This is a genomic window from Micromonospora sp. NPDC002411 (assembly GCF_053592955.1).
Genome location: NZ_JBSFBM010000327.1, coordinates 1 through 7525 on the forward strand (window position 1 = coordinate 1; position 7525 = coordinate 7525).

General features: G+C 66.5%; 9 protein-coding genes and 1 pseudogene. 8 read left to right on the forward strand and 2 right to left on the reverse strand.

Features of this window, described 5'->3' with window-relative positions; translation table 11 throughout:
* From ACWCO3_RS28345 to ACWCO3_RS28355, 3 genes and pseudogenes are all read left to right on the forward strand, one after another.
* Positions 1-295 (forward strand): annotated as a pseudogene (locus ACWCO3_RS28345) (hypothetical protein); the annotation flags it as partial.
* A 59-nt stretch (positions 296-354) separates the two neighbouring features.
* Positions 355-918 (forward strand): hypothetical protein, encoded by a 564-nt coding sequence (locus ACWCO3_RS28350; RefSeq protein WP_244311785.1) that lies wholly within the window; start codon positions 355-357, stop codon positions 916-918.
* A gap of 593 nt (positions 919-1511) precedes the next feature.
* Positions 1512-2165, forward strand: a complete 654-nt coding sequence (locus ACWCO3_RS28355; protein ID WP_244311786.1) for a hypothetical protein — start codon at positions 1512-1514, stop codon at positions 2163-2165.
* Between the two features lie 74 nt (positions 2166-2239).
* Here ACWCO3_RS28355 and ACWCO3_RS28360 read toward each other — a convergent pair whose 3' ends face one another.
* Together ACWCO3_RS28360 and ACWCO3_RS28365 are read right to left on the reverse strand one after the other, a co-directional pair.
* Positions 2240-2713, reverse strand: a complete 474-nt coding sequence (locus tag ACWCO3_RS28360; protein ID WP_450012937.1) for a hypothetical protein — start codon at positions 2711-2713, stop codon at positions 2240-2242.
* 96 nt (positions 2714-2809) lie between these two features.
* On the reverse strand, positions 2810-3247 hold the full coding sequence (locus ACWCO3_RS28365; RefSeq protein ID WP_145783452.1) for a hypothetical protein: 438 nt from the start codon (positions 3245-3247) through the stop codon (positions 2810-2812).
* A gap of 227 nt (positions 3248-3474) precedes the next feature.
* On the opposite strand from ACWCO3_RS28365, the gene ACWCO3_RS28370 reads away from it, so the two are divergent.
* The 5 genes from ACWCO3_RS28370 (at position 3475) to ACWCO3_RS28390 (ending at position 7430) form a co-directional block, all read left to right on the forward strand.
* A complete protein-coding gene (locus ACWCO3_RS28370) occupies positions 3475-3849 on the forward strand; it encodes a RusA family crossover junction endodeoxyribonuclease (protein WP_145783454.1) in 375 nt (124 codons plus the stop codon).
* 277 nt (positions 3850-4126) lie between these two features.
* Positions 4127-4675, forward strand: a complete 549-nt coding sequence (locus ACWCO3_RS28375; protein ID WP_450012940.1) for a hypothetical protein — start codon at positions 4127-4129, stop codon at positions 4673-4675.
* Between the two features lie 226 nt (positions 4676-4901).
* Positions 4902-5993, forward strand: coding sequence for a type III PLP-dependent enzyme domain-containing protein (locus tag ACWCO3_RS28380; RefSeq protein ID WP_145783465.1), 1092 nt, complete (start codon positions 4902-4904; stop codon positions 5991-5993).
* 285 nt (positions 5994-6278) lie between these two features.
* Positions 6279-6767: a hypothetical protein gene (locus ACWCO3_RS28385; protein WP_145783471.1), complete on the forward strand. Its 489-nt coding sequence runs from the start codon at positions 6279-6281 to the stop codon at positions 6765-6767.
* A gap of 129 nt (positions 6768-6896) precedes the next feature.
* Positions 6897-7430: a hypothetical protein gene (locus ACWCO3_RS28390; RefSeq protein ID WP_450012942.1), complete on the forward strand. Its 534-nt coding sequence runs from the start codon at positions 6897-6899 to the stop codon at positions 7428-7430.
* The last annotated feature ends 95 nt before the right edge of the window (positions 7431-7525 follow it).

Genomic DNA, 7525 nt, shown 5'->3' on the forward strand with positions numbered 1-7525 from the left:
TCCAGTGCCGCCCTCCGACCTCGTGACGGGACTGCTCGCCGACCCGGTTACCCGCGCCGGAGCCGTACGCCACGCGCTCCTGACCCCGGAACTGGCCGCACGGCTGGCCGATGACCCCGACTACCAGGTTCGCCGGCAGGTCGCCGAACACCCGCGGCTCCCCCCAGCGGTGCGGGATCTACTTGCCGGAGATCCCAGCGCGAACGTGCGCCTGGGAGTCTTCGGTCGCCGGGACACGCCCGAGCCGACGCGCCACCGCATCTATGAAGACCTCCAGCAGGGCAGCGCCCACTGACCGACCTACTCAACGACGAACTCGACGACGACGCACTGCTGCAACAGGTCGAAGACCACATGGCCGTCAGCGAGCTGCGGAACCTGCGCCTCGACTGGGTCACCGCCAACCCGCTGCCGTACCTGTCCTCGCCGTACATCTGCTTCCGTCGCTCCGCGGCACGCAGCCGGGCGCTGCCGGCCGAAGCCGTCATCCGGTTACTCAACGACGACGACAATGGCGTACGTACGACCATGGCCACACACGCCCCACACCTGGTTGATCCAGTCACAGCCGAACGCATCGACCGTGAGTTCGGGCCGGACAAGAAGACGAACTGGCGGCCGGCCGACGAGTTCACTTTCCCGCCACAGACGCTGCGCCGGCTGGCCGCCGATCCGGATCCACGGATGCGATGCCTGGCACCCCGAGATCTGGACTTGCCCGTCGAGCTGACCGAACGTCTGGCCACCGACACCGAGAGCGTGGTTCGCCACGCAGTCGCCGGGCATCCGAAACTACCGGTCCACGTGCGTCGCGCCCTACTCGCGGATCCGAACGATCAGGTAGCGCACGCAGCCGCCGCGGCACCGGCACTGCCGGTATCCGAAATGGATCGGCTACTCACCCTCGCAGGCGTCTGACCGGACAGCTCGGCGGACCGAGGCGATTTGAACCCACGAGAACCTCTTGTCGAGCCTCGTTCAAGGCTTCTCATTGCTTGTCAAAACCCCTTGTTACCATCCGTAACCAAATCGAGCTTGTCGTTGATTGTCAAAAATAGGCGTTGAGCAGCAAAGACATGATCAGACAGCGGTCGCTTCTTGTCACTGATTGTCAACGGCAGACGGGGGTTTTCGGGGGGTAAACGGGGGGTCGGCCGACATGACAGCGCTGCGTCCCACCGCGCCCCACTCCCCCACCATCGGGGACGTGCCGTCACCAGGAAACAGCGTGCGCCGGCCCTCACGACTCGCCTACCGGGCAAGGGGTTCGTGTCGGTGGATCGCCACGGACCGATACCCGAGGTGGGAAACGCCTTATTTGCGCCATCCCGCTCAGCTGAAGATCAGCCCACCTTGATGGGTCCCGAGCCAGGCGTTCGGGCCCGTCTTTGCGCATGAGCCCTCTCAGCCAGACGTGCCTCCACGACCCGGCGCGATGCGCGCTCATGCCGATGAGCGGACGCTCGGCTCCCTGACTGGTGGGCGAAGGTGACCCTGGCATCATCGGAGCGATGAGCGACTGGGAGCACTTCGTCCACGAGGTTCCGTGGTTCCTCCGTCCCGGCGAGAGTGCCGTCGTGGGTGAGGCGCAGCTGTGGACCCGGGGATCAGTCGACGGCTTGCCTGAACTCTCTGCGCTGCTCGCCTCAACGACTCTCACCCCCGTCTCCGTCGGAGGCGACGCCTACGAGTTACTGGCATGGGGATCATCGGACGATCGACGGGGATGGCTCTGCCGCCCGCCCCACGACGTGGATAGCGACTCCGTCGCCTGGACTCACAAGAACTTCTGGAGGCTCTGCGGCGGGATCGTCGAACGGTTCCGCGAGCCAGACACCTGGTGGAACAACCAGAACGAGGTGCTCACGGTTAACGCGACGCACGTCCGAGTCGCCGATGTGCTCAGGGACTACGCATGGCTATGGGAAGACGACGACCTCGAACTCTCCATCCACCCCGACGAGTACTACGCCGTCGCCGTGGAGGCCAACGGGAATCTGACGCTGGCGCATCGCGACGACGGCGGGCTCCTTCTCCTCGCACCAGACCACGCTCTCGTGAATGTCACGCCGTTGGCCGGCTCCCCGCCGTACTCGCTGCTCACGATCGATCATGTGCCCAGCCTCGCGGACTGGATAGAGGTATGTGCCTCGGCCTGGCGATAGCAGTTGGCCGACGAGCGTCCGCATCTGCCGCGAGTAGTGAAAGCCGATGGTGGCGGCGGAGCCATCCCAGCGCACTAGGTGTCGTATTCGCCGTTCCACGGCTCGTGGAACCCAAGTCCCTGCGGGTAGAGCTCGGCCCATGGCCTGCCATGGCCCTTGTCTGGGTCGTCGGTGGTCTCATCGATGAGGCCGAAGACGACGTTGCCGAAGTCGACGCGGAAGGGTCGGATGGCGATATTGCAGTTCGTGACCGCATCGAGGCCGGCCAGCCAGTCCGACAAGACCTGCTCGGCGGCCTCGACGGCTGCAGGGCTGTCGCCCCTGAAGCCGGTGAACCGGAGGTTCGAGCCAGTGTGGTGCCCGCTTTCGTCGAAGAGATGGAGCACCGCGTAGATCCGCTGCTGGTTCCACCAGTCGTGACGTGGCCTGACGCCTTCCTGGTAGGCGCCGGTAATGTCAGCGAAGAACTGTCCGCCCGCATGCCGTCCGATGCGGCCGGTACGGTAGTCGGGCTCGTACTTGATCGGGATGACATCCGGGAGTTGCACGGCGCGGATCATAGCCAGCGTCGCCCGGCATCCGCTCACGCCGCGTAGTGCGCGCTGGCGTGGTTGAGTCCATAACGCTGTTTGCGTGAGGCCCGATCAAATGCCCTGACCAGGCATGTCGCAAGGCCGAAGAATCAGCGAGCGCGTCCATTCCGACTGCCTCTCGACCATGAGCTTCACCTGGGTTCCCGAGTCTGGCGGCCGGCCCTCGTATTCGACCACCTCACGCCAGTCGCCGAACCGGACGCTGCACTCCCGGTTGCCGGGAAAGATGTACTCGACTCTCGCGTCGATACGGGCACCCACGGGCCAGCGGCGGGTGAGGTCCGCCCATTCCGGACCGGTACACCGCTGCGCGCGGCTGCCCCGATCGCGCATACCTGCATCGAGCGGAAACAGTCGCACCTCGTGCCCGCGGTGCTGAAGCACCTCGAAGAAGCCGCTACGCCCAACGGGCGGCCATAGCGAAGGCTGCCTGGGCAACTGCAGCACATCGACCCAGCCCGGAACCGGATCGCCGATGTCGACGGCCATGCCCGCCCGTCCCACACCAACCGGGTATCCGCTCACCCGTCCTCGGACTCGCGTCCCTCGTGGAAGCCGCCGCCGGACGGCACTCAATTCATCCTCAGCCATGGCCATACCATCATTGCGTGCCTCGGCCACCGCCGCGATCAAGAATCCAACGCGGCGCACGGATTTGCCGCGACGAGGGCGGAAGCCTTTCGTTGCAGGGGCTGCGGTGACCATCATGGTCTCTCATGAGGTTCGAGACGCTCGTCATCGTGGACGTGGTGGGCCGACCGGCAAACTACTCGTCGGCAGCCGAGCCTGCGTGGAGGGCCGCGGTCCGCGAGGCATTCACCAGGACTGGCCTGGGTCCGTGGGCGGAACGCTTCTCGGTTCTCGTCGAGTTTCGTACGCCTGAAGGGCGCAACGCCAACGAGGTGTGGGACCTCGACAACCTGATCAAGCCGACGCTAGATGCGATGGAGGGCGTCTTCGGGCGCCGAGAATGGGCCGGGCCAGCCCAAGCGGCAGACCACCGCGTCGATCATCTCGACGCGACCAAGCGCACCGTTCGGAGCGACGAAGTACCCGGTGCCCGGATCGAGGTTCGGCGCTTGGTTCAGTAACGCGAGGACGCGCACTCAAGTAGCCGCAGGCCGTGCATCATGATCGCAGCCGCGTGGCGAGTGGCGCCGCGCGTACGTGCCGACGAGCGGGCGCAAGGGGACCGGAGGTCTTCAAGCCGGATTGTCATTGCGGGACGTGTCGAAGACTGATGACGCTTGCCCGTAGATGCCGGTTGCAGTCACGGTGGCGTCGTCGATCGCGCTCGGGTCGATGCTCCAGCGACCGGCCATTGCCATCACATCGGACTCGGTTGTGGCGCCCGTGCACCATCAAGGCATGAGCGCGTTGATGGACCAACTGCCGGCTTTGCTCGGCGTCCTCGTCGGAACAGGCGGGACCATCCTCGCCACCTTGATCGCGGACCGCTCGCGGTGGCAGCGCCAGCAGGCGGCGCGGTGGGACGAGCGCCAGCTTCAGGCGTACGTCGAGTTCGCCAACGCAGTCAAGGAAGTGCACACGTACGCGCTCCGGATCGCCAACCTGAACGCGCTTCGTCACGGTGTCGATCGTGAACACGCCCTGGCCAGGATGGAAGAGGCCGATATCCGGCGCACAAAGACATGGGAGAGTGTCCTCCTCCTGGGCGACGCCGCATCGATCACTGCGGCCCGCGAGTGGCGCGCCGCAGTGACGGACATCGCCCGTTACGCCCGCGGCATGACTTCCGCTGGGTTCGAGCTGGCTGCTGGGCTCGGCCATGCCAACGAGACACGCGATCGCTTCTACCAGGCGGCCCGGGCGAGTCTCGGCATCCGGGGATCGGCCGTGCCCCAGTCGGACTGGCTGGCGGGAAAGTTGGACATCCGCACGCAGCAGGACGCCTGAGCGAGCGGTACGCGTCGGCTCTCGCCCTGGAGAGCCCGTCGGGATCGACTCTTCGTTGCGGCGGTCTCCTGCCTGATGGCAGAGCGAGCAGCACGGCGCAGCACACCAAGGTCACATACACGCTTCTACCAAATCGGCGCTCACCCCGTGCGCCGCCGGTGACGTCGTCGGCAGCCCCGGCGACTGGCACCTGCTGCCACCCGGGTTCGGCGAGGCCTTCACCCGTATGTCCGTACTCCGGCCGCTTCGCCGCACCGGCCGCGCGCTGTGCGAGTTCCTCAACGCCCCACACAACGCCGGGTACGACCACCGCCTCCACCCACTCACCGATCTGCCGGTGCCAGCAGAGATCCTCAACGACGAGACGTTCAGCGACCACCTTGAGGACCTCCGCCGGTCCCGCGCTGACCTCGCTCGGATCACTGCCGGCATCCTGCCCAATGTGTTCGAGGGGACCCGCGCAGACCTGGCCAAGACCCGGCGCGCGGTCAGCGTCTCGCTCGCCGAGGCGGCCCTCACCACGGAGCTGCTGCAACCGCTGGAGGATCCGTTCTGGCGCGCCGAGTACGCGTACCCGTTCCCCATCGCCGCCCTGGCTCGCCACTATCGGATCGCCACCTCACCCGCCCAGAGCAAGGAAGCGCTGCTCAAGTTGGGCGAGTCGGTCGCCCGTACGATCGGTGGTCTTGCTCTTGCCGTGCTGGTCGGCCGCAACGACAACCGGATGTCGGCCGAGCTGCGCCGCAAGTTCGAGCGCAGCGCCACCTGGGGCACCTGGAACTGGATGATCAAGGACTTGCGCGCGGCCGGTTCGGTGCCCGAGCTCCCCGAACTTGACAGCATCCTCGACGAGAACGGCACCCACACCCTGCTCACCCAGGCCCTCAAGCTCCGCAACGACTCGGGGCATTCCTTCAGCGTCCAGCCGGCGCACGAGTTGGAGGAGGAAATCGCCCAGATCGAGCCGGTCGTCCAGCTCATCCTCGAGTCCGCCAGCTGGCTCGCCCAACTTCAGTACGACCTGGTCGACCGCTGCGAGTACACCGGCACCGGCTTTCGCCTGATCGGCCGGCGGCTGCGCGGCAGCCACCCCGACTGGGAGCCATTCGATCGCCTGGTCTCCGGCCCGGTCACCCCGCACCGCGTCTACGTCAACGGCCCCTCCAACGCAGCGGCGATTGAACTGTGGCCGACCGCTAACGCCGAACTGTGCCCGAAGTGCCGCCAGTGGGAGTTCTTCGTCATCAATGAGGTCCACCGGTACACCGCCACCCTGCGCAGCGGCCGCGACCACGAGATCGACCGCCAGCTGACCTGAACAGCGGCAGTCTGGGGTCGCACGGATCCGGTGCGCGAGCAGCGATAGAACGCTCGGCTGCCGCCGTTCCTCGACGTCGGCCACCCCCTGGGCGAACGCCGCATCCTGGCACTCGGCGAATCCCGGCGTCCCGCCACCCTCCCACCGGACGAAGGCCGACGGCAGGCCCGGGGGCGGCTGTGTGCGGCCGGAACTGAACCTCCGTCAGTACACTCCGGCCCGAGATCCTTAACCCCTTACGACATCACCTCTATGCGCGCGTCTAGGACAAGCTGGGAGCGTTGGATGCAACCCGATGAGGCCCTCGTGCGTTCCTGGCTGCACTCTGCTGTTGAGGACGCCTACGGGGGTGAACGACAGCTATTTCAGGAGCGGGCCCACGAGCGGTCGGTCGTCTTCCACATCGCCCGGCGCCTGGCCACCCGCGTCGAGGCATGGGCGTGTGATGCGAACTCGGCGGGGTGGTCGGTGGACGTCGAGTACGACAGATGGCATCCCGGGGATGTCGAGTGGTTGAAGAAGCGGCTCCGCGGACTCGATGGGCATGACGAGAATGACGTCTATCCCGACCTGATCCTTCACCGCCGATCGGGCTCATCGGCTGAACACAACCTGCTTGTGGTCGAGGTCAAAAAGGAGGGTGCGCGCGGTCGCGAACATGACTTGGAGAAACTACGCGGTTTTGTGGCACACCCATTCTCCTACCGGCTGGCCGCATTTATCACGCTGTCCGCGGACGGTGGAGAGCCGCTGTGGCACTGGATAGCGGATTGATCAGGCGAGTCGATGGAGTACGGGCCGCGTCTACCCAACTTCCGCGCTGGCCAATCAGACCGGGGCGGTACCGCCTGCGATGAACATGCGAGACTCCTGGAGCGCAACGGATTCGGGGAGGGGCGGCTGGTGGTTGATGACGCTCCGACGCCGGTCCATCTGTCGAAGGTGCTGGACGGCCTTGCCGAGAACCCGGCGCTGCCGGCCGGCTTGGTCCGCCGGTTGGTGCGCTACCGACGCGGCTTCGGTCACGTCGCCACACGGCCCGACCTGACCCTGGACCTGATCGAGGAGATCCTCGCCTCGGATCATCACTGGCTGCTGCACTCGCTCGCACTCAATCCTCAATTGCCGAACGCCGTCCGGATGCGATTGGCCGCCCACGCCGACCACGCCGTCCGGGCTGCCCTGGCCGCTCACGCCCATGACGCACCCCGCGAGCTGTACGAGCGACTCATTGATGATCCGGACACACGGGTGCGGGAGTACCTCGCCGAACACGACGACGTACCGGCCGATCTGCTCGCCCGCCTCGCCAGGGACCCTGACCCGAAGGTCCGTGCCACGCTCGCACGGTGGTGGACGCAGGCACCCGAGGCGGTCCGGCGGGTCCTCCTCACCGACCCCGTCAACGAGGTTCGCACAGCTGCATGCTCGACCTAATACGCGCGACGGCCGCATCCAGTGCCGCCCTCCGACCTCGTGACGGGACTGCTCGCCGACCCGGTTACCCGCGCCGGAGCCGTACGCCACGCGCT